Raw genomic sequence first — 23,841 nt, forward strand, 5'->3', positions numbered from 1 at the left:
CTAACGAGTCAGTTCGTGTGGAAACCGCTCTAATGTCACTTCCACAATTGCAGCGACTTAGGCCACCGCCCCGATGGAATGATGACTGCTCTTAGAGGCTTTCAAGGCGATTTCGAATGACCGTGTCGGGGCGTTTTGTAACCGTTCCGAAACTGGGCCGAATCCGGACCGGCTCCTTTAGGCGACAAATCCGGCTAGAAACTATTCGCTCACATAGGAGTGCTACCAAGCCTTCATCTTGAACAATCGGCCGTGGTCGCCCTCGTCATGTAGCAAGACAACGACTTCAGTCGCATCAAACACCGCTTCTTCGTAACCGTCCGAGGGCAGGTCGGAGTCGATCAGTGTGATGATCGACTGAATACCGAGGGTAGTATAACTCCGGATCACGGCGAGGAGGTTTTCCTTCTTTCGGTCGTCAAGCGACTCGAACACACCGTCATGAAAGGCGAAGCGCGGAAAAGCATCGTCGAGATGGGCGCGCAAAAGAGCAAGATCGAACGCAATGCAGAGCAATTTCTTGTAGCTGAACCCCCGGTCGGCACTGGTGGCGTTGCCCGCGTCATCGAGAAGCTCTGCGCGGAAGTCGAGATGTCCGTACTGGTTAACCGTCACGCTGAGCAGTGCCTTCTGGTCGATCACATCTTCGACAATCTCGTTGAAGAACAGGCGAATACGGGAGAACAGGCTTCCGCCATCGACATTCTTTGCCTCGACGTCGGCCTCTATCGCTGCTTGCAGGTGCGTTTTCTCCTCAGCCAGCGTGCGGATGTCTGTGCGGAGCTGTTGGAGCCGGTGCACGAACTCACGCTGCCTCTCAAGACCCTCTATATCGGCGCGCAGTTTCACGAGCTCGCTGGAAAAGTGCTTATACTTCGCAAAAGTGTCGGTGCTGCTCAAGTAAGCGAGCATCTCCGAACGACGCTTGCCGAGCGCGTTCAGCTCGTTATTGATTGATTTTAGTTCGGACTCAATTTCCGCCCGCTCCTCGATCAAGTAATCGCGCCTCTCGTCCGTGATGGCCTTGTTGAAGGAGATAAGCTGCTGGAAATCACGTTTGATCTGTCCTGTGAAGAGGACTCCAGCCTCGCGAAAGAGCTCGCTTGCATCCTCAGGGTTGAAGAGGATCTGATCCTCTTCGATTGAGGTGATGATCTTCTTTTTGTTCTGGGTCAGCGAATAGCGTCGCTGGTTGAGAGCAGCGATGCGTTCGTCCACCTGATCGACAAGCTGCTTGGTGTCCGCTTTGTCCTGGCTCCGAAAATCAAACGAGTCGAGAAGCTCCTGCTTTTTGGCGACCTCTTGCCGCTTGAGCAGCAGGAGCCCGTCGATCTTGCCGGCGTCCTCGATCTCGCCGCCGAGCTCCTGGCGGATTGTCGCTGCCTTCTGCTCATTCTCCTTGAGCGTGGCTTCTTTCTCATAATGCTTAGTGATCAGTTCGGCATCGAACCCAAGGATATGAGCAAGGAACGGCTTCCAGTCGGCGTGCGAGTTGGCGAACTTACTTAGCTGGAAAACATCACGGAAATCCTCCTGCGAACGCAGGAAATAGCCAAGTCCCTTGCGAAAATGCCAAGGCTTTAGTGCGCGCCAGTCCAGCAGGCTATCGAGTAGTGCCTTCGCTCGATCAAACGGAACATCGACGTGATCCCATTCGAGATCGGACAGGGTCGAGAAATCCTGATGGCGCGAGACATGCTTCTTGAATGAGACCTTTGACGCTTCAGCCACGCTGCGGCGGACGGTAACGTAGCTGCCATCGAGAAGCTCGATTTCGAGGAAGAACACGAACTCCTCGAAGCGATCGAGGTGTTTGAACAGGAAGAACTTGGCGTTCCGGCCAGCGAGGAAGCCGAAATCGAGCAGGCGGCCAAGCGTCGTCTTGCCCAGATTGTGGGTGTCCCGATCTCGATTCTCGGGCAGTCGGATTTCCGCGAGCACCACGTTGAGTTCGGGCTCGAACTCCACCGGGGCGAACACAGAAGGCCGGTTGGAATAAAGCTTAGACGGCTTCATTCTGCCCCACATATTCAATCGCATCGGTCTTGGGATGGTATTCTATTAACCCGAGCAAGTAGAGGAAGTTAAGCGACGGCAGGAAAAGGACATCGCCGCCGACAACGGCCTTGCGGGCGAAGCCGAGGAGCGCATCATAGTCGCACAGCCGCTGGGCGCGTAGGCGCGTGAGCAGCAAGAAGGCGACGTTGACGACGGTGCGGTCGGGATGCGCGTGTTTGCTAGGCTTCAGCAACTGCGGCCTCCCCAATGTCGCAATTCCAGTACATGTAGAACAGCACGGCCCTTGTCAGGCGCTTGTGTTGCTTCTGGCGCAGGATTGGATCGCGGTGAAATAGGAGATCGAGAAGATACTCCATTACTGTATCGAAATTCTGGAACTCCTTCCGCTTGGAGATGATCTTCATCTGGAACTCCTCGGCAGTCGCCTCGTAGGATTTTAGGATTTCCAGATTCTCCGGTGCAGCTAGGAAGGTGCGTATCTGTGCTGTGTCCTTCAGATAGCGCTTGCGAAGAGCTGCCGCATAATCCGCGCTCATGTTGTTGAGGGCGTTCTTCGTATCGTATGAAGTCCGCTCCGCCGGCGGTGCATCGAGAACGGCTGACAGATCGGCCTCGTTGCTAGCGATCGCCTGCACAACAACAGCCAGCTCATCTGGCGACACGATGAGCGGGGAATCCAGCGGGTCGAGTTCGGCGAGGCCCGGCACCTCGGGGAACTGCTTCATAAAGAGCTCGAGCGCCTCCAGCCCACAGAGATAGATCGAGCCTTCCGGCAGACCACATTTCTTCGCGATGTGCTGGGTAATGTTCTGGTCAGCATTACCGGCGAGCCGTCGGTTTGCAAAAAGCATGTAGTGGTCGAGTTGCTTCTCCGTCCGCAGCTTTGCGATCCGCGGCACCTCCTTCCCGATGACCGTGTCTTTGGACTTAGGGCTGTAGAAATCCGCCTCGCCGAAATGCCGATTGTATCCGTTTGTGTGCTTGGCTTGGACGATGACTGTTCCTGTCCAAGGCGCGGCCGTGCTCGGATGAAGCTCGGCAGTGCCAACGAACTTCGCGTCACGGCCACCGTCGGGTCCTTTAGCGAAACCCTTCACCGACATGCCGAGCAACCGCTGGCACAACAGCACGATCAGCTTCTCGAACTGGTCTTCGCTGAGGTCTTCGTACGCAAATTTCAATATTATTCTCGGTGGTTAGCTCAAGCACGCTGCAGCCGCCTCCATTAGACGACAACGGCGATAGCATGAATACCGGGAAGCGGAATAGCGACATTCGGGGCATAGCGCGGATGGCGGCTTTTCGGCAACCCGATTGAGCTGGCGGATGTCCGATATGAGGGCGCGAAGATGACTCGCCGACTCGCCGCCAGCAACGTCCGCTATCTCAATAGACACTTCTGAAAGGAGCCGTTCCGGTTCGTCCAACACTACCGCCATTCACTTGAGTGAATGACGAGCAGGTATTGGGCGCCGATGGGCGGTAAGTCGGGAAACTAGTCCCAAGGTCTACCGTCCGCCATCGGGGCGGACGGTAGCTGCTCAGCTGGAACTCAAAGCGCCGCAAGAGCGGTTTCCCGAAAAGGCCATTCGCGATGCCGGTTACGAGGCGGTTTGGCATGGCCAGAGCCGGTGGAACGGAGTGGCTCTCCTGAGCCGGGTCGGCGAAATTCACGAAACCCGTCGCGGCCTGCCTGGCGATCTCGATGATGTGCAGAGCCGCTATATCGAGGCGGCGGTCGACGGTGTACTCGTCGCCGGGCTTTACTTACCCAACGGCAATCCGCGCCCCGGGGCCGAAGTTCGCATTCAAGCTCCGCTGGATCGACCGCTTGCACGAGCACCTCGCGGCTCTGATCGATCTCGACGCGCCGGTGGTCGTCGCCGGCGACTACAATGTCATGCCGACCGATCTCGACGTCTACGCGCCCGAGCGTTGGCGCGACGACGCGCTGTTCGCGCCCGAGGTGAAAGCGGCGTATCGCCGACTGCTCGACCAGGGCTGGACCGATGCCGTCCGGCACCTGCACCCCCACGAGACGATCTACACGTTCTGGAAGTACTGGCGCGGCGCGTTCGAGCGCAACGCCGGTCTCAGGATCGACCATTTCCTCCTCAATGGTCCCGCCACCGCACGCCTGACGAAAGCGGCGGTCGATACGCGCCCTCGAAGCTGGGAGAAGACCAGCGACCATGCGCCGGTCTGGATCGAGCTTGCGGAACGGATGCCGCGAAAGCGTCGCGGCTGAACAACCTCCAATGGCCATTCGCGCCCGTGTACGAACTGGCGCGGTGCCATGGCCGATGTTAGTCTGCATCATGCCGCGCAAGCAGAAGCTCAAGGTATTCCGCACCCCGACCGGCTTCCATGACGCCTATGTTGCCGCACCGAGCCAGAAGGCGGCATTGGAGGCGTGGGGAAGCGAGCACGACCTTTTCGCTCGCGGCATCGCCGAGAAGGTCGACGATCCCGAGCTGATGCGCGAGCCGCTCGCCAAGCCAGGCGTGATCATACGCCGCCTGCGCGGCAATATGAGCGAGCAGATCGCCGCGCTGCCGAAGAGCAAGCCCGCTCGAAAGCGCTCCCCGGCACCGAAGCCGGGCGACGTGCCGGCGCAAGATCCGTCCGCCCGGCCGAAAAAGCGCGCCGTCCCACCGAAGCCGAAGCCCGATCGCGCTGCGCTCGATGAGGCGGAGCGCGCTCTGGCCGAGGCTGAAAAGCAGCAGGTCAAGGAGCACAGGGCGCTGGTTCGACGCTTGGCGGATCTCGAGCGCGAGCTGCGCGAACTCGAGCGCGGTCATTCATCTGAACTGACGAAGCTGCAAAAGAACGTGGAGAAGCTTCGGTCGCGGTACGATCGCGCCATGGAGGAATGGCGGAATTAGATCCTGGTCGTAGCGGCCAGGTTCACGCGCGATTGTTCTTCTCGGTTCCCGCGCACAGGCGTGCGCACGCTCCGGACCTAGCGAAGAACGCACCGCTCTACGCGATCGACATCCGGATCCAGGCAATCCACTACAGCCCGGCAACGTCGCCTGTTTTTGCTACGAGGCGCCGATGTCGTAGCCCTCGTTCCGCCGGCTCGCACAGCGTAGGGCTCCCGACAAGCACCGGGTCTGCGCCCCGGGAGGCGGCAGGAGGCTATTTCCGCGAAGTTGCAGGTCCGCCGCTCAGAACATAGCCGCCGTCGCCGCCGGCAAGATCGAGGGCAAGCGCGGCGGCTAGCTTACGGGCGAGGGCCGCGCTGTCGCTGATCTGGAATCGCCCGGTGACCTGCAGGCGGCCCAATGCCGGATCGGCGAGGCGGATGGGATCGCTGTTGATCGCATTCGCCCGGTCGATGATCGTGCCGAGCGGGAGACCGTCAGCCTCCAGGATCGTGGCGGTGGAGGCTTGCGCCGTGGCCGGGGGCCGGTGCTGCGACCGCGCGTTCGCCGCCGGCGCGATCCGGCGGGGCGTGCCACCCTCGACTTCGGCGCTCTCGCCCGGCGCTAGGCGAACAGCCTCGGCCTCCGGCGAGGCGCGCACCTCGACCGCGCCCTCGATCAGGTGAACCCGCGGATGGGCACCGCGCAGATCGATCTCGAACACGGTGCCCAGCGCAGTTGTCCGGGAATTGCCCGCGAGCACGACGAACGGCCTGTTCGCGTCGGGCGCGACCGTGAAGCGTGCGCGACCGCCCTCCAGGTGCACGCGCCGCTCGGTGGCCGTGAACTCGGTCCCGATCCGTGCCCCGTTCCTCAGGGCGACTGTGCTGCCGTCGGCGAGAAGAAGCGTGCCGGCGGCGGTCTCCGTGCCAGCCAGGTCGCCCATGCGCGGCGTGGCTTGCAGGTACCAGGCGCATATGAGGGCGATTGCCGCGGCCGCCACGGCCGCCCAGCGCAGCGGCGCCCACCGCGCTGCACCGCGCGCTTCTTCCGGCCTGGGTACATCTTCATGGGCCAGATTGCGGGTGAAGTGCCAGTCGTCCTCGTAGCTCGCATAGGCGGCAGCATTGCGCGGGTCGCGCAGCCAATCCTCGAACGCCGCGCGGTGCGTCTCGGCTTCGGGCCCGCGCATGAGCGCAAACCAGTCGGAGGCCTTCCGATCGCGTGTCACGGATGCCGGCTCCGTGCCCGCCGGACCGCGCGCAGGGCCTTCGCAATCTGCTTTTCGACGCCTTTCACGCTCATCCCCATTTGCGACGCGATCTCTTCGTAGGTGAGACCGTCTATCCTGTGCATCAGGAAGATGTCACGGGTCTTGGGCCTCAGGCGGCCGAGCGCCTCGCCGACGCGCCGCATCTCGTCGCGCGCTTCCAGCGCGGCATGGGGATCGGGACCTGCGATCTCGGGCTCCTCGTAGCTTGTGTGATGCGCGGCCATGCGACGTGCGTCGGAGCGGCCACGCTCGGCCAGCAGGTTGCGGGCGGTGCGGAAGAGATACGGGCCAGGCTGCTGGGCCAGAACGCGCGGGTAGGCGCTGCTCGCCATGAACCGGCGAAAGCACTCCTGAATGAGGTCGCCGACATCCTGCGCCGGAACTCGCGCCTTGATGAAGCGGACAAGCCGCGGATGCTCTTCTCGGTAGACGGCCGCGGCGCGGGCGCGAGCGCCATGGCCGTGCCAATTGTCGGGCGGAAGCGGATCGCCCGGCGCAATGCCGCGGGAGCCGAGCGTGCTGTTGTCGTCGTAGTCCATCGCCATGCTGCCTCGTCCGCGCTGGGCGACAAGGCGGCCGAAAGCCGGGTGTCGAGAACATACTTGACTATGCGCCGCCGCCTTTAGCGAACACGCCTGGACATGCGCGGCGGCCACCCGGCCGGATGGCTGGAAATTCGTTAACTGCTCAAGCGGGTTCTCAAGCCCGGCATCGTGCGCCTGTTTCGCCCGATGCGTCGTCAGCATAGCCGGGCACTGATCAGATGCAACATGGTTGCAGATGAAACCGATCCAAATTGGAGGCTTGTCGCGTGGACCGCAGATGCCGGTTTCCCTAAGCGTGCGCAGGCGGATCTAGACCCTCTGACCGGCTCATTCCGCAACAACAATCAACATTGACACTAATGTCAGTTGCAGTACAACGCCCGAGTTGAGAAGCGACGGGTCGTGGAAGATCCCGCGTCGACAGGGGAGAGGAAATATGCGAGTTTTCCGTAGTTGTTTTTGCGCGTCCAGCATGATCGCATTGATTGCCGGAGCCACATCGCCGGCCTTCGCGCAGGACCCGAGCAGCTCGGAGCAGATTCCGGAGTCCGCCGCTGGCGTGACTGAGGGCTCGGTGATCATCGTCACCGCGCAGAAGCGCGAGGAATCGATCCAGGACGTACCGATCGCGGTGACGGCGCTGTCGAGCGAGGACCTGGATGCGCAGAAGATCGAGGGCGGTTCCGAACTCCTGCGCGCCGTGCCGAACGTGAGCTTTTCCAAAAGCAACTTCAGCATGTACAACTTCTCGATCCGCGGGATTGGGACCAAGGCGATCTCGGCGGCGAGCGACCCCGCGGTCGCGATCAGCTTCAACAACACACCGCTGGTGCGCAACCGCCTGTTCGAATCCGAATTCTTCGACATGGCGCGGATCGAGGTGCTGCGCGGACCGCAGGGTACGCTCTACGGCCGCAATGCCACGGCAGGCGTGGTCAACCTGATCCCCGCATTGCCGACCGACGAGTTCGAGGGATCGGTCAAGGCCGAGGTCGGAAGCTATTCCACGCGCCGCCTGAACGGCATGCTCAACGTGCCGCTCGGCGATACCTTCGGTGTCCGCGTCGCCGGCCAGTGGACCAAGCGCGACGGGTTCGACTACAACACCTTCACCCAGAACCGCGTGAACGGCCGCGACCTGTGGTCGACCCGCGCGATCGCGGAGTGGGAGCCGAGCGACCGCTTCCGCGCCAACGTGATCTGGCAGCATTTCGAGGAAGACGACAACCGCTCGCGCACCGGCAAACAGCTTTGCACACGCGACCCTGGTCCCACGATGGTGGGGACGACTCCCGTCCCGGCCGACTTGCAGGGACGTCTAAGCCAAGGATGTTTGCCGCGCTCCTTGTACGATGAAGCCGCCTTTGGGGCGCCTAACGCGTCCGGTCTCGCTTTTCTGGTTGCGGGCAACATTGCCATCCCGATGGGCGTGCGCCCGGACACCTTCGAGATGGTTTATGGCATGCGCGCCGGCGATCCGTTCGCGGATGTCGCACAATCGCGCGATCTGCGCGAGATCGCGACCAGCTATGATCCAGTCTTTCGAGCCAAGAACGACGTCTTCCAGGGCAACCTCGAATTCGACATCAGCGATTCATTGCGCCTCGTCTCGCAGACCGCCTACGCGCGCGATCGCTATTACTCGTCCCAGGATTATAACCGCTTCCTATCGGCGCCCATCTTCAACGATACGACCGGGCTCGTTTCGCCACTTACCGGAGAGCCCATTGACCAGGCGCATGCGGCGCCAGGCGCAATATTCGTCGATCCCCAGCTGGGAGCGTCCGACCGGCTGCTCGCCGTTGACCTGAATCGGTCGCGCAACAGTCAGTGGTCACAGGAATTCCGACTTCAGTCGTCCTTTGACGGGCCAATAAACTTTAATATCGGCGCAAACTACCTGCATTTCAAATCGCAAGATGATTATTTCGTATTCAACAATACATTCAGCTTTATCGCTTATAATCTCTATAACCGCCCGGTCCAGACTTATCCAAACTACCACCCCTGTCCGCCCGATACGGTTGGCGTTGACTGTGTCTACGTCGATCCCAATCCGATCGGGTCGCTGGACGAACTGGGACACAACTATTTCCTGAGCCGCAACGTCGTCAAAACAGAGTCATGGGCCATCTTTGGCGAAGCGTACTGGAATGTCGCCGAGAACGTGAAGTTGACTGCGGGATTGCGGTTTACAAAGGACAGCAAGACCGCAACGCCGATTCCGAGTCAGCTGCTCCTCGGGGGCGGCGGAGAATTGGGTACGAGCGGCGGCTCTGTCAGCGCGGGCTATCCAGCCGATCCTGAGGTCAAGCAGCGCTGGTCCGAGCCTACGGGGCGCCTGGTCCTAGACTGGATGCCGGACCTGTCGTTCACTGACGATACCCTGATATATGCCTCGGCCTCGCGCGGCTATAAAGGCGGCGGCACCAATCCTCCGCGCCCGAACCTCAACCCACGCATCGTGCAGTTCCAGCCGCTACCGGCGACGTTCGAGCCGGAATACGTCAACGCATTCGAGATCGGCACGAAGAACACCTTCGCCGGTGGCCGGTTCACGCTGAACGCTACGGGCTTCTACTATGATTATGAGGGCTATCAGGTCTCCAAAATTGTCGACCGCATCTCGCTCAACGAAAACTTCGATGCGACGATCTGGGGCTTGGAGCTCGAGGCCGCATGGCGACCATCGCGGGCATTCCAGATGGATGCTAACCTGGGGTATCTCCGCACGCGACTGAAGGACGGGTCACAGTCGATTGACGTGATGAACCGGACGCAAGGCAACGAGGACTGGGTTCTGCTGCGGCCGTGGATTCAGATCCCTTCCAACTGCATCGCGCCGCGACAGCATGTCGAGACCATTCTCAACTCCCCTCTGGCACCGTTTTTGGGCCTTAATGCCCTCGGCGCACTTTGTGGCGGCTCCAAGGAGACCGGCACGTTCAATCCGGAAGTCGATGGCCTTCGCATGGACCAGTTTTTCGGCTTCACCTATAATCCGCTGACGGACGCGCCGAACGGAGGCCGCGGGTTCTTTGCAGATCTTTCAGGCAACGAACTCCCCAACGCTCCGCGACTGACCTTCAATGTCGGTGCGCAATATACTGTCCCCATCGACGGCGGGGATTGGGAGCTCACGCTGCGCGGCGATTATTATCGGCAGTCGAAAAGCTTCGCCCGCGTCTACAATACGGAGTTCGATCGGCTTAAAGGCTGGGATAATGCCAATATCCTGATCGCTCTCGAGCGTCCGGCGAGCGGACTAGAGTTCCAGCTCTATGTGAAGAATGTCTTCGACAAGACCCCCATCACGGATTTCTTCGTCAACAGCGACGACACCGGACTTACATCCAACATATTCACTCTGGATCCCAGAATTATTGGATTTAGCGTATCGAAGAGCTTTTGATATAGAAAACATGCAGCCTGAAGAGATCAACTTACCACTGTGGTGAGAATAGATTCGCTCAACTTCATCCATTATGGATATAACGTAAATATAAACATTGACACTCATGTTCATTAATTTATCCTAGAAGAGTACAGGCGAGTCGCTGTACACAAACGTAGAAACCAAAATACGGAAGAGGATGCTACAATGAAGAAATTGAGTGCTATTCTCGCTGCTGGCGTCATAGCCGTTGGTGCGCAAGCTGCAGTTGCAGCCACATTCGGCCCGACGTCGCCACTTCCCAACAGCCGTACCTACACCGGCAGCGTTACGGTTCAGAAGGATGGCCTGCCTTACGCCTGTTCGCTGACCGTCAACGTCAAGGTCAACAGCGCGAGTGACGTCGACGTTACGGTGCCTTCGGGGAACCTCGGGGGCGGCTTTCCGTGCGGCCTGATCTCGGTCACCGGCAATGCCAACGTGACCTACGATGGAGCCAACTGGGGCATCACTGGGCTGACCATCGATCCGCCCCTGAGCGCCGGGACCTGCACTGGCAGGATCAAGTTCACCTGGGGCGGCAATACCGCCAATCCCCGGACCATCGGCCTCACCAACGGGTTCTCGGATTCGTCCGATCCAACCGGCGGTAATCCCTGCAAGATGCAAGGCACGCTGACGTCGGCCGGTGATAACCTTACGCTGACGCCCTAAGTCTGGCGAACACAGGGGTCGGAGGGGCGTTGCAGGACACTGCAACGTCCCTCTGCGACGTTTTCCCGTGAAGAGTCACACAAGGGGCGGCATTTGGCGAGGTGATTTGCATTGCCCAAAGCTGCGAGAGTGATCGCAATCCCGGTACGGCCTCGGCCTTGATGTCGCATCGGTCCCCTGGGCCATGGGTCGCTCGGTCCGGAAATGCTGGTGGCCACAGCCGTGCGCGGGTTCGCGCGCCGTTGCGTTCTTTCAGAGCTGTCGAGGCAAGACGGCGGGAGTTGGCAGGGGCTGCGGCTGGGTCGAGTGCGAGGCAAGCCGCTGCCCGCCCGCAGGGCCGCTTCCACGCTTCGGTTTCGAGAGCGGTTTGCTAGTCCGAATTTTCCCTCATGGCTTTCCAACCCCCAACTCGCACATCCGGATGCGTACCGCATACCTGTCGCTCTCGATCGTTGCAGTCATCGCGTGTGTGACCGCGGAGCAATGCCACGCCCGGGCGTGGCAGAGCCCGGAGCGCGGGGAGGTTCGGCGGTCTGCCGAGCCATCCGCCGCAAATTCGGAAGTCCCCAGCACCGCCAGCGAGGAAGAGATAGTCGTAATCGGCAAGCGGTGGGGGCAGGCCGAGATCGCCTCGGAAACGGAGGTGGGCGAGGATGAGATTGCGGCTTACGGCGCGGACACCATCCAAGACCTTGTCCAAGGCATCGCACCGCTGATCGGCGGAAACGGCGACACCCCTGCGATACTGGTGAACGGAAGGCGGATCGGCAGTCCGGAGGAGATCACCGGTTACCCGACAGAGGCGTTGAAACGTGTGGCGATCCTGCCTCCGCGGGCAGCTGCGCATTATGGCTTTCCAGCAGGACAGCGCGTCGTCAATCTCGAGCTCAAGAAGCACTACGCCAGTTGGGATGCGAACAGCGTCGTTACGGTTCCCACGGCGGGAGGCCGACGTAGTGTCCAAGTGTCCGCGGGGCGCACCGCAATCGACGCGAACACCCGTTGGAACGTCCAGATTGCCACGTCCGATGAGACTATGCTTCTCAAGAGCGCTCGCCATGTGCCCGTCAGTGGGAACATCCTCCCGCTGCTGCCAACACTTCAGGGGCAGCCGGTCGATCCGAACCGCTTCGAATCCATATTGGGGGAGGTGCGCTCCCTGAATTTCAATGCGGGGGTGACTCATCCGGTCGGAGCGCTCTCGGCGTCGTTGAGTTTCAATGCGGGCACCAACCGAGGACGGCAGCTGACCGGCTTGCCGCTCGGTACGATCACATTACCGCCGGGGAGTCCCTGGGTTCCGGCAACAGGGGCACCTGTCATCACGAGCCGGTTGCTGGATGGGCGAGCTCTGCAGAGCAGGCAGCAATCGGAGTCGTTCGGCCTATCGGCCTCGCTGTCCGGGCAAGTCCTTGGCTGGCAGACGGATGTCTCGGCCTTCTATTCGCACAGTCGAAGCGACAACATCTACGATCGCGGCTACGACGTGATGGCCGTTCAGGACCTGGTCGACCTAGGAGATCCGACCTTCGACCCGTTCGGCTCTTGGCCAGGAACGCCGCTTCGCGCTGATCGCGCGCGGTTTCGCACCGACAGATTTGGAGCGACTTTCAACGCGTCGAAATCGGTTCTGACGCTGCCCGCAGGCGACTTGTATACTAGCATTACGGTCAATGCGCACCGCAATCGGGCGCGCCAAACCTTCGTCGAAGGAGGTTCGTTGGCAACGCGGCGCGAACGCTCGGGTAGCGATGAGATGAACGCCCGATGGTCGCTTTCTCTTCCAGTGACAAACCAAGCCATGGACTCCCCGCTCGCAGCCTTGGGGGACATAGCGATGGATGTGTCGCTCGAGGTCGGCGGCGCGACACGAACCCGGACGCGGCACAAATGGAACGCGGGTGTCCGCTGGTTGCCCTTTCCGGCTTTGGATTTGCGGGTTGCGATGAGCGGTGAGACGACAGAGCCGACGTTCGAGCAGCTCTATGGCCCGCCCATCGAGATCGTCACCCGCATGTTCGACTTCTTGCAGCAGGCGTATGTTCAACCGGTTCAAGTATTCGGCGGTAATCCTGGTCTCGACGGGGGAAGCATCCGCAATCTCGCAATCGATGCGATGGTCCGGCCGTTCGAAAGCGACCTGGCGACGCTCAACTTCGGGTACGCTCGCCAGATTTCGCGCGGTGGCATCACCTCCTTCCCGGCCCTCACTCCCGAGATCGAAGCTGCGTTTCCGGGACGCGTTACCCGCGATGCCGATAGCTCGCTCGTCGCAATCGATGCGCGTCCCATCAACATCGCGTACGACCGGACGGAGGCTATCACATCAGGTCTGACGCTGCGTTACGTGGAGAAGCCCGATCGCCCGGAGGGCGAGGTGGCCGAGCCGAATGCGTTCACGCCATGGACCGCGAGCTTGTCCCTCATCCACAATTGGCAGCTCAGCAGTGAAACGGTGATACGCGAGGGCTTGCCGGTTCTGGACCGCCTGCGCAGCAGCGGCCAGCCGCGTCACACCATCGCGCTGAACTTGGTATTGGGTCGGCGCGGGCTGGGCGTTAGCCTCAACGGAAACTGGAGTAGCGCGGCCCAAGTCGCATCAGGCGAAGGCACGAACGATGTAACGTTCCGATACTCGCCTACGGTGTTGTTCAATCTGGGGTTATTCGCCGAGCCCGAGCATTGGGGCGAAGGGGGCGGTGAAGGGACCTGGACTTCCGGTCTGAGAATTTCTCTCGATGTGCAGAACTTGCTGAACGGATACCGGAAGATGTCGGCCCTTGGTCAGGACTCGTTCCGCACATACGGCCGCGACGAAGTCGATCCCTTAGGCCGCACAATCCGGCTCAGCGTTCGGAAGCAATTTTAACCGCAATTGCCGATCGTAGGCGGCATGCAGCGCGAATCAGCGGATCGCTTCAGGAATGCCGGAAGGGATCAGGAACAGCGGCAGGATCCGCGCGATCAGGTCGCGCATCGCGTCGTCCTTCTGATCGAGCATCTCGCGCACGTGCGGGCCAATCAGCGCATCGCCGAAGGCGCTGACCGCCATCATCAGCACCGCGGCGCGGACGCGTTCGGGTGCCGCATCGTCGGTCGACTGGCCGACGATCGCTTCCACCAGCGCCCGCACGGCCTCGCGCACGGGTTCGAGCTGCTTCACGTCGCCGGACAGGATGATCCAGGCGGCAAGGGGGCCCGCGCCGCCCTTGTCGAACGCGTCGAACACTTTGTCGGCGACCGTTCGCGGCGCCGCCGCGTCGGTCTTGAGCAGCTCCACCACGTTGTCGAGCGCCGAGGTCAGGTCGCGAATCATCGATCCCATCAGGGCCGATTGCAGGCTCGCCGCCGATCCGAAGTGATGCAGCACGTTGGCATGCGTCATGCCGATCTCGCGGCCGACATTGGCGACGGTCACGGCCGCCGGTCCTCCCGCGAGGAGTAGCTTGCGGGCCGCAATCAAGGCCTCGTCGCGAACCTCGTCGCCCATCCGCTTGCGCCGCCGGATCGGTTCCTTCCTGCCGTATGCCATTGTGTCTCCTCCCGATGGGGCGCGGCGTTATACCCGGTCTTACCATACAGACGCGGCGAGACGCGTCATCCCTAGTGATCAATCCATATGAAGGATTTACATTGACATCAATGTAATTCATAAAGCCCGGGATAGTTCGGAGGATTGAGCATGTCCCGCTCCCAAACACCTGAAGTCACGATTCACAAGCGCAACTGGAAATTCGGCCGGAACGAGCCCGCCCGCCGCTGGTGGCACGGGGGCGACCCGGGGCGCACCGCCTTCTTCAATGCGCTCTCCTCCACCTTTCCCGTGGGCGAGAAGTTCTTCATGACCACCGTGCGCCACTACCGTGACGACGCGCCCGAGTCGCTGCGCACGCAGATCGACGATTTCGTCTATCAGGAATCGATGCACACGCGCGAGCACGTGTTCTTCAACAAGCAGGCGCGCGATGCCGGATACGACATTCGCTCGGGAGAGGACCGTGCGGCGCGCACGATCGCCTGGGCCAAGCGCCGCAAGCCGGTGATGCAGCTAGCGGCGACCTGCGCGCTGGAACACTTCACGGCGACCCTGGCGAACGCGGTGCTCTCGAACGCCGAACATCTCGCCGGCGCCGAGCCGGAAGCGCAGCGCATGTGGCGGTGGCACGCGATCGAGGAGATCGAGCATAAGGCGGTCGCTTACGACACCTGGCTTCACGCGACGCGCAAGTTCCCGCGCTGGCGGCGCTGGCTCGGGCGTTCCTTCGCGATGGCCGCGGCGACGGTGCGGTTTCACTATGTCATCTTCCGCAACACCGCGGATCTGCTCCGCCAGGACGACAGGAACGACTTCGCCACCTGGCGCAAGCTGCTGCACTATCTCTATGTCCGCCCGGGCGCCATGCGCCTGCTGGTGGGCAGCGCGATCGGGTACATGCGCCCCGGCTTCCACCCTTGGCAGCATGACGACCGGGCGCTCGTGGCGCGGGCGCTCGACACCCTCACGCCGCCTGCCGATGCGGAACTCGCGTCGTGAGGGCCGTTGCGGTCATGCTCGGGCTCCTGCTCGCCGCATCCGCGCCGGCCGCAGCGGCGGACGGCAGCCGGCTTCTGGGTGTCTGGGCGACCGGCAGCGAAGGCGGCCGGGTCGAGATCTATCGCTGCGGCGAAGCCTTGTGCGGCAGGATCGTCGACGCGACGCGGCTGCGTGCAAATCCCGATCTGCGGGACGTGCGCAATCCCGACAAGTCGCTCAGGGATCGCAAGCTGAAGGGACTGGTGGTGCTGCGCGGCTTCACCGGCGGTCCCGCCGAATGGCAGGGCGGCCCGGTCTACGACCCGGAATCGGGCGATGGAGCCGCCAAGGGCTATCTGACCCTGCGCCGCGACGGCAAGCTGGAGGTCAAGGGCTGCAAGGCCGCGATCTTCTGCCGCACCAAAGTCTGGACGCGCTTACGCTGAAGTCCGGTTCCACACCTCTCCTCGGAGGGAGCGGTGGTCGCAGCCGCCCCTCTGTGCGCCCACGGCATTCCATCGGTGTCGTGGGCGTCTTTTTATGATCGACACAGGCGCACGACTCCAAGCGGACGCCGCGCGGTGCGCGGCGGCGTTCCTGATGGGCCTGCCCCTCTCGCGCGGGGTGGGCGGCGCTCCCTTCTGGGCTCGCCGCTGCGGCCCGCAAGCCGGCTCACGCCGGCTCCTCCACTGATCGTTCCGGCCTGACGGTGCGGGCCGCCGTGCGCGGCGAGCCCGGCAGTCGCTTCACCGCCCACCCCCCGCTTCGGGGGAGGCCCGGTCGGGTTTGGGGGCGGGAAGGAGGCTCGATCATGCACCCGGACCCCGACCGTTGCACCGGAACCCGGCGCCGCCGATCCACTCCGTCCGCCCGCGCGGGCAAGACGGCAGAATCGCATGCCGATCTCTACGACGACGTCACCCAGCGGACCGTCAGCGAACTCGAGGCAGGGCGGCTCCCGTGGGTCCAGCCCTGGGGCGCCAGCGCCGGTACGCCCGGACCCGGCTTGCCGCGCAACGCGCTCACCGGTCGCAGCTACTCGGGCATCAACAGTGCGCCGTATCGGCGCGAGAAGAAGGAGGTATCGAATGAACGATCAGGTTCGCTGGTAATGACCTGTATCCACCGGACTAACCTTGGCCAGAAATGGCTGCGACCTCGAAAGAGGCGGGGGACAACAGCATGTCCGGAAAAGGCCCAAAGCGTCGAAGCCATTTGTGGCGCGGCGGGTCAGGATAAGACGTGCATGGCGAAAGCTATACTGCCTGAACCCCAGTTTGCAGCGACTTACACCCGCAGTGGTGCCGTAGAATGGCTGACATGGCACATCGGACGGTCGGAAAGTGCGACGTTTATACTTTCCGCGAGCCGGTCCTCCGACGTTGAGAGGCCCGGTCTACCAGCTCGTCCGACGCATCCTCTGTATGGAGGGGCAAGTGAACGAACGGGGTGCCTAAACACGTCGAAACCTCCCACTCGCGTAAATGCGGGATCGCCTAAACAGGACGGCTTTGCCGGACCTGCATGGCGACGGAGCCGTCATAGTACTCAAATGCCCGGCGTAACGGCCGGGACAGTCGCCGGGCGACCGGCGGACGATCGATGCGATAAGCACGGGGCGATCCGCGTGAAACGCCCACCGATCGGGGGAAGGGCGGCAGCTTCCACGATCCGAACGACTTTGACGGGGGCGTGCTAATGCTGCCGGAAACCGTCGAAAAGGCAATCGGATCACTCCCGACCGTGGTGCGGTCGGGCCGGCGGGCTAATGGCCTGTTCCGCCTGATGAAAAGCCCGTCCCTCTGGGATCAGGCCTATCTGAAGGTCGCCGCCAACAAGGGGGCGATGACCCCGGGCATCGATGGACGAACGTTCGACGGCTACTCGCCCGAGAAGGTCCGCTCCATCATCGCTCGGCTATCGGACGGATCATATAAGCCCGCTGCTGTACGTCGTGTCTTGATACCCAAGTCCGACGGTCGCATGCGACCGCTCGGCATACCGACCACGGAGGACAGGCTTGTCCAGGAGGTGGTCAGGATCGTGCTCAACCAGATCTACGAGCCCATCTTCGATGATGCGAGCCACGGGTTCCGGGAAGGTCGGTCCTGCCACACTGCGCTGAAAACCATCGGTGCGGTCTGGACGGGCGTCAAATGGTTGGTGGACGTCGATGTTGTCAGCTTCTTCGACAATATCGATCACGCCGTCCTCCTGCGCCTGCTCGAAAAGCGGATCGAGGATCGACGCTTCATCGCGTTGATCCGAGGGATGCTCAAGGCGGGTTATTTGGAGGACTGGCGCTTCCACCGCACCCTGAGCGGCACCCCGCAAGGCGGCGTCGTCTCTCCGTTGCTGGCCAACATCTACCTGCACGAACTCGATGAGTGGATGCGCGGTAAGATCGCGGCCTTCGACAAAGGGGTGAAGCGAGCCATGCACCCGGATTACCGCCGGGTGAAGGATCGCATCTGCAAACTCCGTCGCCGGGTCGAGAAGCTTCGCGCAAGCGAGAACCCCGACCCGGTCGTGATCCAGTCCCTGTTGGACAGGATCGGTCATGAAAGCGCGGAAAGCCGGACGATCCCGGCCACCGATGCTCTCGATCCGAACTACCGCAGGCTCCGCTACTGCCGTTATGCCGATGACTTCCTCATCGGTGTGACCGGCAGCAAAGCTGAGGCCCGCCAGATGATGGACGAGGTCAGGGACTTCCTGGCCGAGCACCTGAAACTGGAGGTGTCCGAGGCGAAAAGCGGCATCCGGCATGCTTCGGACGGGGCGCGCTTCCTCGGTTACGACATCTGCACACGGACCAATCCCAACTCCTATCGCGCGAACTTCGGCACTCGCCGGGTCACGCGGCGGGGGTGCCGGGACCGGGTGCAGCTGCACGTGCCACGGGAGCGGGTGCTGCGGTTCGTTCAAGATAAGAAGTGGGGGCGCTTCGACGCCTGCAAACCGACCCACCGACCCGCGCTGCTCTACGCCAGTGATGTAGAGATCGCTGCCGCCTACAATGCCGAACTGCGTGGCTTCGCCAACTATTATGCCTTGGCGCATGATGTGAAGCGCAAGCTGAACAAGGCCGAATATCTGGCCTTCGGAAGCTTCCTTCGCACGCTCGCCAACAAGCATAAGAGTACAACGACGCGTATCGCAAGACGGCTGCGAAAGGGGCAGGAATTTTACGTCACCTACAAGGTGAAGGGCGAAACCCGGTCGATTAAACTCTGGAAGCTGAAAGACTTGGTGCCAGCGGTGAGGCGATATGGCGTCGTCGATGCCATCCCGCACACGCCGTTCGTATACCGTCAAACGGAACTGGTCGAACGCCTCAATGCCCGAATCTGCGAGCGTTGCGGTCGGGATGATCAACCGTGCGAGGTCCATCACGTCCGGAGGTTGAACGACCACCGTCGAGACGACGATTACCTGAGCTACATGCGTGCCGCGCGCTCGCGCAAGCGCATCGTGCTCTGCGTGGACTGCCATGAGAAGGTCCACAGCTATCGGCCCTACACCCGCCCACCAAGGGACTTTGGAAGTGGAGAGCCGGATGCGGTGAAAGCCGCACGTCCGGTTCGGAGGGAGGCTGAGCCATGTTCTCTCTGAGACGAGGCCAGCCCACCCTACTCCTCATCCTCTGGGGCGCGGTCATCGAGCATGGCTATCCGGCCCAAGGCTGGCTGACATTCCGGCAGGCGCGCGCGGCGGGCGGCTCGGTCCGCAAGGGGGAGCGCGGGACCGCGATCGTCTATGCCGACCGCTTCGTCCCGGCAGCCGAACGGCAACGCGCTCGCGACGCCGGGGAGGAGGCGCGCAGCGTCCCGTTCCTCAAGCGCTTCACCGTGTTCAATGCCGCGCAGTGCGAGGGATTGCCGGATGACGTTCCGGCATCGGCCCCGCCGCTGCCCGAGCGGGAGCTCTTTCCCGTCGCCGAAGAGGTGATCGCGGCGAGCGGTGTCGAGGTCCGGATCGGCGGAGACATGGCCTATTACGCGCCGGGTCCCGACTACGTGCAGGTTCCGCCGCAGCCGGCGTTCTTCCACCAGATCGATTACTACCGCACCTGCCTGCACGAGCTTGCCCATGCCACCGGGCATGCCTCGCGTCTCGCGCGCGATCTGTCCGACCCGTTCGGCTCGAAAGGCTACGCGCGCGAGGAGCTCGTCGCCGAACTCGGCAGCGCCTTCCTCTGCGCGGCGCTCGGCATTCGTCCGACCGTCCGCCATGCCGATTATATCGCCTGCTGGCTCGACGTACTGCGCGAGGACAGCAGGGCGATCTTCCGCGCCGCGAGCGCGGCCAGCAAGGCGGCCGACTGGCTGCTCGCCCGCCGCCCTGCACAGCAAACGGAGGCGCAGGCGTGATCGACCTTCCGCCTCATCTCGTGCGCGGCCTGCGGCTCAATACGGCCTTGTCGCAGCGTCACGCCGAGCGCGGGCAGGCGTTCGATCCCTGGCCCGTGATCAAGCTGTTCAACCCGGCCGGCGCGGCGACCTGGATTGCCACCGAGCTGCACGAGGACGGCGACGCCCTGTTCGGCCTCGCCGACCTCGGCTTCGGATGCCCGGAACTCGGCCGCTGCTGCCCTACTGTCAATCAGTTTGGCATGCCAAACTGATCTATTTCTGTCATACCAATGTGGTCAGCCGATTTTGGCGGACGCCAGGAAGCGCTCGCGGCTCTCCAATGCGCGCTGCTGAACTGCCTCGAGCGCCATTTTCTCCGTCGCATCGAGCATGGCAGCGATCAGGCGATGGAAGTGATCGCGCATGGCGGACCGGGCGGCTGCGGAATCGCGGGCGCGCAACGCCTCGAACACCGCGCGGTGCTCGGCGGTCCGCGTCTCCGCATCGTGGACGCAGACCGCTTCGTAGGTGGCCTTCACGTCGGGGATCTCTTCGCGCATCCGCCAGAGCGACTTGATCGTGTGAACCATCGCGGCGTTGTTCGATGCTTCCGCGATCGTCAGGTGGAACGCTTCGTCCGCCTCGTTCGCCGTGTCGTTGTCCGGTGAACCCATCTGTTCGATGAGTTCTTCCAGCCGCGCGATCGCCTCTTCCGTGATGTTGTGCGCGGCCAGCGCCGCCGCTTCGGATTCGATCAACAAGCGCGCCTCGGTGACTTCGAAGGCGCTCGCCTTCGGCAGGGTCACGCGGCTGGCTGGCTGGGTTTCGCTAACGTAAACGCCGGAGCCGGTCTTGATCTCCAGCCGGCCCACCGCCTGGAGCGCGATCTCGGCCTCGCGGATCGTGACCCTGCTGACCCCGAGGCGTTCGGCGAGTTCCCGCTCCCCGGGCAGCCGGGTCCCCGGAGGGAACGCCCCTTCGTCGATCAGTTCAGCGATCTGTTCCGCGACCGATTGGAAAAGCCTCTTACCGCTCATACTCACCTTCGCACGAATTGCCTGCAGGGTCTCCTACACCAATTGCCCTAAACAAATCGGCAAGCTTGTTCCAGTTGGAGCCGCACTAGAACCGCGCCCGAATCCCCGCATAATAGCGCGGACCATAGACATGAACGGCTCCGAAGTCGTTGATCGTGCCCCGATAATCTGTCCGCGGTTCATTGAAGAGATTGAGCCCCTCCACCGTCAGGCGCAGGTTTTCGTTCAGAGCGTAGGAAATACGCGCCTCGAAAACGCCCGCGTCGTCGACGTAGCGCACGCGGCCGGGCGTTCCGACGAACTGCTGGAAGTAGCGGCTGCGGTACTTGTACACACCCTGGAGCTGCAGCTTGCCGATCTTGTAGTAGGCCTGCGCCGACAGGACGTGCTTCGACAAGCCGAAGATTCCCGAGGGTGGGATCAATGCCTCGCTGGTCGAGGTCGTCAAGTCGTTGTTAACCGTCGTTATCGCGCCAAGCGTGTCGTCGTGAATTTCGAAATCGGAGTCGGCAAAGTTGTAGCTGAGCTTGAAACCGAGGCCGTCGAGCGGCTTGGGCAGATAGCTGAAGCGGTGCGCCGCGGTGACCTCGATCCCGTAGATCGTGCTCATCTCGTCGCTCGTATTGAGGGTGGTGACCAGCGTTTCGAGTTCCTCCCCGTCGACCACGAAGGTTTCGAACCGGCCGATCGTATCGAACCCGCCGTTGAAGCTCTTGTAGTATCCACCGATGGCCAGAATGGTGTCTTCATTGGGATACCATTCGATCGCGGCATCGAAATTCCACGAGAGCAGCGGATCGGTGAAGGGGTTGCCCGTCGCATTGGCGCTGCCGATCGCATCCTCCACTGAGTAGATCGGGCTGCCGTCATCGATCAGCGCATTGAATGTGCGGCCATAGCCAAGGGCGGAGGGATCCGGGCGTGAGAGCGCGCGGTAGACCGCGAAACGGGCGAGCAGGTCGGGCCGGAGTTCGCCCGTGATGTTGAAGCTAGGCAGAAACTCGGTGTACGATCCGCCCCCGCTGACGCCCGTCAGCGTGTTCGTATCCTCGACGATGTCGATCAACTCGCCGGTATCCGGAGCGTAGACTGCGGACAGCTGACCGCGGAAGCCGTTCGAGCGCACCTTGGTGTTGATGATGCGAAGACCGAAGTTTCCGCGAACCGGCAGGCCGATGTCCCCGTCGAAATTCGCCTGGAGGTAACCTGCCCAGGTCTTCTCGTTGACGTCGCTGTTCTGGATCGAATCGAATTCCCCCGTGGGATAGATCGGGATGCCGTCCTCGTCGAAATGCAGTTCGCCCGTCGGGTTGTTCGCTTCGAGTGTTCTAGCGAGGCAGAGCGCATCGAACGTCGCGAAGGTATTGGTGGTCGAGGTCACGTTGCCATCTGCATCGACCACCGTGATCAGCGGGTTGCCCCCGCTGACCGCGGACATGAAGCCACTTTCCGGGAACGGCGTGCGGCACTCCTGATTGGCGATGGCCAGCGCGTCGTTGCTGTAGATGTGTTCGAAGCGGCTCTTTCCAGCCGCGCCCGGAACGTCGCGATACTTCAGTTCCTGAAAGCGGACGCCGCCCTGGATGCTCGAGAGGAAACCGTCCATCTCGTACTCGAAATCGCCCCGTGCCGCGAAGACGCTGTTGTATCGATCCTGCTCCAGATCGGCCCGCAGGCGAGCGGAGTCGCGGTAGAGATCGTAATTGTTGACGTCGAAATCCTGCACCACGAAATTCAGCGTGTCCGAACCGTTCTGCCGGATGAGGTACGCCGTTTCCACGCGGTCGTTGTTGGGGTCGCCGTCGCTCTCGACCGCGAGCGGATACTGATCGGGATTGCCGAAGATATCGAGGCCGTCCCGGATCCTCATGCGGACCTGCACCGCTTCTTCGATACGATGGGTCTGCGAATAGGAAACGTCGCCTGAGAGGCGAAGCCGATCACTCGCCTGCACCGAGAGCGAGAGGCCGCCCCCGTAATACTCCTCGTCGCGCTCGAGATATTCGCTGTTGCTCTCGACGGAGGTCTCGCCGGTGAACTGGAACAGTTCGCCGTAAGGCCCGGTAATCAGGTCGTAATCGAGATGATTGCCGTCGCTGGCACCATCGACGCGGCGGCCTTCGGAGAAGTTGAGATCGTGCCGCTGCTCCCGGAACAGGCGCTTGGAGTACTGGAAGTCGGCATTGATATCGACGTCGGGGCTCGGCTGCCATTGCAGCGCTCCGAAGAAGGAATCGCGCGTATCGTCGGTGATGTTCTGGCGATACGAATAGCTGTTCCGCGCGATCACGAAGTCTTCGGCCCCGACCTGATCCGGCCGATCGGAATTGCAGTTCCCGTCGTCGAAGACGCCGCTCGAAGTGTCGCCGGTATCGTTCTTGCAGTAGTTGAGCGTGTTGCTGACGTTCGCTTCCTGCTCGGGATTGGTCGACTCGTTGTGCGAATAGCCGAGTGAAATGCCGAGCTCGCCCGCGCCGAGCTGGAACTGGTCGACGTAGCTTCCGGTCGCACGGAAGCCGATGTCTTGAAACCGCTGGTCTGCATCGATGTCGAGGTTGTCGGGGTTGATGTTGAGCTTCAGCTCACCTTGGATGCGGCGCTTGCCGTAATCGAGCGGCTTCACCGTCTCGAGCGCGATCTGCCCGGCCACACCGCCTTCGATCATGCTGGCCGACTGCGTCTTGTAGATTCCGACCTTGTTGAACAGTTCGGAGGGAAACTGGCTGAAATTGACCGACCGATCGCCGCTGCCGTTGGTCGCGATCCGCCCATTGATCACGGTCGAGCTGAGGAACGGGCCCAGGCCGCGAATGGCGATCTCGGTCGCGCCGCCCTGTTCGCGGTGAGAGCCGGCGCCGGTCAGGGTTTCCAGGGCCTCGCCGATCGACAGGGCAGGGAGGTCGCCGATCTCGTCCGCCACCAGCGCGTCGACGATCAGATCGTTGTTGCGCTTGGTGGCAATCGAATCCCGGATCGTTTCGCGAAGGCCGGTGACGACGATCGTGTCCTCGTCTGCCGCTTCCTCCGTTCCGGCGTCGCTATCCTGCGCATGAGCCGGAAAAGCCATGGCAGTGGTGCTCGCCAGAAGAATGGCGCCGAAAGAAATACGGCCGATGCCGAGCCT

17 protein-coding genes and 2 pseudogenes are annotated in these 23,841 nt (G+C 62.1%); 11 read left to right on the forward strand and 8 right to left on the reverse strand.

Annotated features, from left to right (window positions below; translation table 11 throughout):
• Positions 1-222 precede the first annotated feature (222 nt).
• From D2V04_RS03975 to D2V04_RS03985, 3 genes are read right to left on the reverse strand one after another with little or no spacing between them, the layout of a single operon-like run.
• Positions 223-2,016, reverse strand: coding sequence for a DUF2326 domain-containing protein (locus tag D2V04_RS03975; protein WP_119512014.1), 1,794 nt, complete (start codon positions 2,014-2,016; stop codon positions 223-225).
• A complete protein-coding gene (locus D2V04_RS03980; RefSeq protein ID WP_119512015.1) occupies positions 2,003-2,251 on the reverse strand; it encodes an ABC-three component system middle component 8 in 249 nt (82 codons plus the stop codon). The genes D2V04_RS03975 and D2V04_RS03980 overlap by 14 nt, the downstream gene beginning before the upstream one ends.
• Positions 2,238-3,200, reverse strand: a complete 963-nt coding sequence (locus D2V04_RS03985; RefSeq protein ID WP_119512016.1) for an ABC-three component system protein — start codon at positions 3,198-3,200, stop codon at positions 2,238-2,240. The genes D2V04_RS03980 and D2V04_RS03985 overlap by 14 nt, the downstream gene beginning before the upstream one ends.
• A 563-nt stretch (positions 3,201-3,763) precedes the next feature.
• On the opposite strand from D2V04_RS03985, the gene D2V04_RS18150 reads away from it, so the two are divergent.
• Both D2V04_RS18150 and D2V04_RS03995 read left to right on the forward strand, forming a co-directional pair.
• Complete coding sequence (locus D2V04_RS18150) at positions 3,764-4,267, forward strand: exodeoxyribonuclease III (RefSeq protein WP_228766252.1); 504 nt, start codon at positions 3,764-3,766, stop codon at positions 4,265-4,267.
• Between the two features lie 55 nt (positions 4,268-4,322).
• Positions 4,323-4,904: a hypothetical protein gene (locus D2V04_RS03995; protein ID WP_228766253.1), complete on the forward strand. Its 582-nt coding sequence runs from the start codon at positions 4,323-4,325 to the stop codon at positions 4,902-4,904.
• Between the two features lie 256 nt (positions 4,905-5,160).
• On the opposite strand, the gene D2V04_RS04000 is transcribed toward D2V04_RS03995, so the two are convergent.
• Together D2V04_RS04000 and D2V04_RS04005 are read right to left on the reverse strand one after the other, a co-directional pair.
• Positions 5,161-6,117, reverse strand: coding sequence for a FecR family protein (locus D2V04_RS04000; protein WP_119512018.1), 957 nt, complete (start codon positions 6,115-6,117; stop codon positions 5,161-5,163).
• Complete coding sequence (locus D2V04_RS04005; RefSeq protein ID WP_119512019.1) at positions 6,114-6,905, reverse strand: RNA polymerase sigma factor; 792 nt, start codon at positions 6,903-6,905, stop codon at positions 6,114-6,116. The genes D2V04_RS04000 and D2V04_RS04005 overlap by 4 nt, the downstream gene beginning before the upstream one ends.
• Before the next feature lie 271 nt (positions 6,906-7,176).
• Between D2V04_RS04005 and D2V04_RS04010 the strand changes: the two genes are divergently transcribed.
• The 3 genes from D2V04_RS04010 (at position 7,177) to D2V04_RS04020 (ending at position 13,681) form a co-directional block, all read left to right on the forward strand.
• Entirely contained in the window at positions 7,177-10,116 is a 2,940-nt protein-coding gene (locus D2V04_RS04010; protein ID WP_119512020.1) for a TonB-dependent receptor, read from the forward strand.
• A gap of 189 nt (positions 10,117-10,305) precedes the next feature.
• Positions 10,306-10,812, forward strand: coding sequence for a hypothetical protein (locus D2V04_RS04015; protein ID WP_119512021.1), 507 nt, complete (start codon positions 10,306-10,308; stop codon positions 10,810-10,812).
• A 421-nt stretch (positions 10,813-11,233) separates the two neighbouring features.
• The gene (locus D2V04_RS04020) at positions 11,234-13,681 is read left to right on the forward strand and encodes a porin family protein (protein ID WP_119512022.1); all 2,448 of its coding nucleotides are present in this window, start codon (positions 11,234-11,236) and stop codon (positions 13,679-13,681) included.
• 36 nt (positions 13,682-13,717) lie between these two features.
• Here D2V04_RS04020 and D2V04_RS04025 read toward each other — a convergent pair whose 3' ends face one another.
• Positions 13,718-14,344, reverse strand: a complete 627-nt coding sequence (locus D2V04_RS04025; RefSeq protein WP_119512023.1) for a TetR/AcrR family transcriptional regulator — start codon at positions 14,342-14,344, stop codon at positions 13,718-13,720.
• Between the two features lie 150 nt (positions 14,345-14,494).
• Between D2V04_RS04025 and D2V04_RS04030 the strand changes: the two genes are divergently transcribed.
• From D2V04_RS04030 to D2V04_RS04055, 6 genes and pseudogenes are all read left to right on the forward strand, one after another.
• On the forward strand, positions 14,495-15,346 hold the full coding sequence (locus D2V04_RS04030) for a metal-dependent hydrolase (protein ID WP_119512024.1): 852 nt from the start codon (positions 14,495-14,497) through the stop codon (positions 15,344-15,346).
• A complete protein-coding gene (locus D2V04_RS04035) occupies positions 15,343-15,771 on the forward strand; it encodes a DUF2147 domain-containing protein (RefSeq protein WP_228766254.1) in 429 nt (142 codons plus the stop codon). The genes D2V04_RS04030 and D2V04_RS04035 overlap by 4 nt, the downstream gene beginning before the upstream one ends.
• Positions 15,772-16,136: 365 nt before the next feature.
• Positions 16,137-16,376, forward strand: a pseudogene (locus D2V04_RS18155) (ArdC-like ssDNA-binding domain-containing protein); the annotation flags it as partial.
• 647 nt (positions 16,377-17,023) lie between these two features.
• Positions 17,024-18,940 carry a reverse transcriptase domain-containing protein gene (locus tag D2V04_RS04045; protein ID WP_119512027.1) on the forward strand — a complete coding sequence of 639 codons (1,917 nt, stop codon included), beginning with the start codon at positions 17,024-17,026 and terminating at the stop codon, positions 18,938-18,940.
• Positions 18,928-19,698: an ArdC family protein gene (locus D2V04_RS04050; protein WP_119512028.1), complete on the forward strand. Its 771-nt coding sequence runs from the start codon at positions 18,928-18,930 to the stop codon at positions 19,696-19,698. Before D2V04_RS04045 ends, D2V04_RS04050 begins: the two co-directional genes overlap by 13 nt.
• A 47-nt stretch (positions 19,699-19,745) precedes the next feature.
• A pseudogene (locus D2V04_RS04055) lies at positions 19,746-19,910 on the forward strand (DUF2958 domain-containing protein); the annotation flags it as partial.
• Between the two features lie 66 nt (positions 19,911-19,976).
• Here the strand turns inward: D2V04_RS04055 and D2V04_RS04060 are convergent.
• Positions 19,977-20,717: a FadR/GntR family transcriptional regulator gene (locus D2V04_RS04060; protein WP_119512030.1), complete on the reverse strand. Its 741-nt coding sequence runs from the start codon at positions 20,715-20,717 to the stop codon at positions 19,977-19,979.
• A gap of 85 nt (positions 20,718-20,802) precedes the next feature.
• A complete protein-coding gene (locus tag D2V04_RS04065; RefSeq protein WP_228766255.1) occupies positions 20,803-23,784 on the reverse strand; it encodes a TonB-dependent receptor in 2,982 nt (993 codons plus the stop codon).
• Positions 23,785-23,841: the final 57 nt, after the last annotated feature.

Origin of the sequence: Pelagerythrobacter aerophilus (assembly GCF_003581645.1) — a bacterium.
In the GTDB taxonomy this organism is placed as follows: Bacteria; Pseudomonadota; Alphaproteobacteria; order Sphingomonadales; family Sphingomonadaceae; genus Pelagerythrobacter; species Pelagerythrobacter aerophilus.

Excerpts from the sequence above, each read along its gene's own strand:
- D2V04_RS04015 (WP_119512021.1), top strand. The coding sequence starts at position 10,306 with ATGAAGAAATTGAGTGCTATTCTCGCTGCTGGCGTCATAGCCGTTGGT.
- D2V04_RS04030 (WP_119512024.1), top strand. The coding sequence starts at position 14,495 with ATGTCCCGCTCCCAAACACCTGAAGTCACGATTCACAAGCGCAACTGG.
- D2V04_RS04010 (WP_119512020.1), top strand. The coding sequence starts at position 7,177 with ATGATCGCATTGATTGCCGGAGCCACATCGCCGGCCTTCGCGCAGGAC.
- D2V04_RS04005 (WP_119512019.1), bottom strand. The coding sequence starts at position 6,905 with ATGCTGACGACGCATCGGGCGAAACAGGCGCACGATGCCGGGCTTGAG.
- D2V04_RS03995 (WP_228766253.1), top strand. The coding sequence starts at position 4,323 with ATGTTAGTCTGCATCATGCCGCGCAAGCAGAAGCTCAAGGTATTCCGC.
- D2V04_RS04065 (WP_228766255.1), bottom strand. The coding sequence starts at position 23,784 with ATGGCTTTTCCGGCTCATGCGCAGGATAGCGACGCCGGAACGGAGGAA.
- D2V04_RS04025 (WP_119512023.1), bottom strand. The coding sequence starts at position 14,344 with ATGGCATACGGCAGGAAGGAACCGATCCGGCGGCGCAAGCGGATGGGC.
- D2V04_RS04045 (WP_119512027.1), top strand. The coding sequence starts at position 17,024 with ATGCTGCCGGAAACCGTCGAAAAGGCAATCGGATCACTCCCGACCGTG.
- D2V04_RS04060 (WP_119512030.1), bottom strand. The coding sequence starts at position 20,717 with ATGAGCGGTAAGAGGCTTTTCCAATCGGTCGCGGAACAGATCGCTGAA.
- D2V04_RS04050 (WP_119512028.1), top strand. The coding sequence starts at position 18,928 with ATGTTCTCTCTGAGACGAGGCCAGCCCACCCTACTCCTCATCCTCTGG.
- D2V04_RS04020 (WP_119512022.1), top strand. The coding sequence starts at position 11,234 with ATGCGTACCGCATACCTGTCGCTCTCGATCGTTGCAGTCATCGCGTGT.
- D2V04_RS03975 (WP_119512014.1), bottom strand. The coding sequence starts at position 2,016 with ATGAAGCCGTCTAAGCTTTATTCCAACCGGCCTTCTGTGTTCGCCCCG.